2 protein-coding genes are annotated in these 2,112 nt (G+C 72.3%); one reads left to right on the forward strand and one right to left on the reverse strand.

Annotation, left to right across the window (positions count from 1 at the left end; all coding sequences use genetic code 11):
* Window positions 1-85: 85 nt before the first annotated feature.
* Window positions 86-1,003 carry a DUF3109 family protein gene (locus BZL64_RS35435; protein ID WP_397687550.1) on the reverse strand — a complete coding sequence of 306 codons (918 nt, stop codon included), beginning with the start codon at window positions 1,001-1,003 and terminating at the stop codon, window positions 86-88.
* Window positions 1,004-1,098: 95 nt separating this feature from the next.
* Between BZL64_RS35435 and BZL64_RS35440 the strand changes: the two genes are divergently transcribed.
* Window positions 1,099-2,031, forward strand: a complete 933-nt coding sequence (locus BZL64_RS35440) for a Ppx/GppA family phosphatase (RefSeq protein WP_086773161.1) — start codon at window positions 1,099-1,101, stop codon at window positions 2,029-2,031.
* The last annotated feature ends 81 nt before the right edge of the window (window positions 2,032-2,112 follow it).

A 2,112-nucleotide genomic window follows, 5' to 3' on the forward strand; every position in this document is an offset into this window, starting at 1 on the left:
TAGGGCCCTCGGCCCGGCTCCCAGGAGCCGGGCCGAGGGCCCTACACGGTCGGATTGAGGGCCTCACACGGTCGGGTCGAGGGCCTCACGCGGTCGGATCGACGGGATCCACCGGACGCGGTGCCGGTGCCGGTACCGGGTCCGCCGGGTGCGGGGCGAGCAACGGCAGCTGCGAGGCGAGCCGCTCCTCGCACAGCTCGACCAGACGGTCGTAGCCGGCCTTGCCCATCAGCTCGATCAGCTCCGGCCGGTAGGAGACGTACACCGGGTCACCCGCGCCGTGCGCCGAGGTCGCCGACGTGCACCACCAGTGCAGGTCGTGCCCGCCCGGACCCCAGCCGCGCCGGTCGTACTCACCGATCGAGATCTGCAGCACGCGCGTGTCGTCGGGCCGGTCGATCCAGTCGTACGTGCGCCGCACCGGCAGCTGCCAGCAGACGTCCGGCTTGGTCTCCAGCGGCTCGCGGCCCTCCTTGAGGGCGAGGATGTGCAGTGAGCAGCCGGCGCCGCCCGCGAAACCCGGGCGGTTCTGGAAGATGCACGAGCCGTTGAACGGGCGGGTCTGCCGGGAGCCCTCCTCGTCCTCCGAGATCCAGCCGTCGCGCTCGCCCTCGGCGTGGTGCTGCCAGATGTCGGGCGTGAGCCGCGCCACGTGCCCCGCCACGCGCTTCTCGTCGTCCTCGTCGGAGAAGTGCGCGCCGAGCGTGCAGCAGCCGTCGTCCGCGCGGCCCGCCTGGATGCCCTGGCAGCCGCTGCCGAAGATGCAGTTCCAGCGAGAGGTCAGCCAGGTCAGATCGCACCGGAAGATCTGATCGCCGTCCGCGGGGTCGGGGAACTCGACCCACGCGCGCGCGAAGTCGAGGCCCTTCTCGTCCGCTGCCAGGGCCTTGCGCGACTTCTTCGACGACTTCACCCGCGAAGAACCCGAAGGGACCTTGGTGGATTCGGCGGCATTGTCGACCTTGTCGGCCTTTTCTTCCTTCGCCTTTTTCGTCTTTGGCACCTGACCAGGGTAAGTCGCCCGCGTGCGGCAACGGGACCGTCTCAGGATGGGCACCAGGGGCCGAGGCCAGCGCGGCTGGCAGTAGCGTTCCGCGCATGAGACTCGGTGTCCTCGACGTGGGATCGAACACGGTGCATCTGCTGGTGGTGGATGCGCACCCGGGCGCGTGCCCGTTGCCCGCGCACTCACACAAGGCGGAACTGCGCCTCGCGGAACTTCTCGACGAGAGCGGTGCGATCGGCCGCGAGGGCGTCGACACGCTGATCCGCGTCGTCCAGGAGGCCCTCCAGGCCGCCGAGGACAAGGGCGTCGAGGACGTGCTGCCGTTCGCCACCTCCGCCGTGCGCGAGGCCAGCAACGCCGACGACGTCCTCGCGCGCGTGCAGGCCGAGACCGGTGTCGAGCTCCAGGTCCTCAGCGGCGAGGAGGAGGCCCGGCTCACCTTCCTGGCCGCCCGCCGCTGGTTCGGCTGGTCGGCAGGCAAGCTGCTGGTCCTGGACATCGGCGGCGGCTCCCTGGAGATCGCGTACGGCATCGACGAGGAGCCCGACGCGGCCGTCTCCCTCCCGCTCGGCGCGGGCCGGCTCACGGCCGGCTGGCTGCCCGGGGACCCGCCCGACGCCGCGCAGATACGAGCGCTGCGGCGGCACGTGCGCGCCGAGATCGCCCGGACCGTCGGGGAATTCAGCCGCATCGGCTCCCCCGACCACGTCGTCGCCACCTCCAAGACGTTCAAGCAGCTCGCCCGCCTCGCCGGCGCCGCCCGCTCCGCCGACGGGCCCTACGTCCAGCGCCAGCTGAAGAGGGAGTCCCTGGAGGCCTGGGTGCCCCGCCTGGCCGGCATGACCACCGCCCAGCGCGCGGAGCTGCCGGGCGTCTCCGAGGGACGCGCGAGCCAGCTGCTGGCGGGCGCGCTGGTCGCCGAGGGAGCGATGGACCTGTTCGGCGTGGAGGCGCTGGAGATCTGCCCGTGGGCACTCCGCGAGGGCGTGATCCTGCGCAAGCTCGACCACATGGGTTCGCTGTAGCGCGTGGCCCCCGCGCGTGTGGAAGGGCTGCCGCGCGCGGCCCACGCCCGCGTGAGGGTGGGCAACGGCCACGCGCGCGTG

It is taken from the genome of Streptomyces bobili (assembly GCF_002154575.1).
GTDB lineage: Bacteria > Actinomycetota > Actinomycetes > Streptomycetales > Streptomycetaceae > Streptomyces > Streptomyces bobili.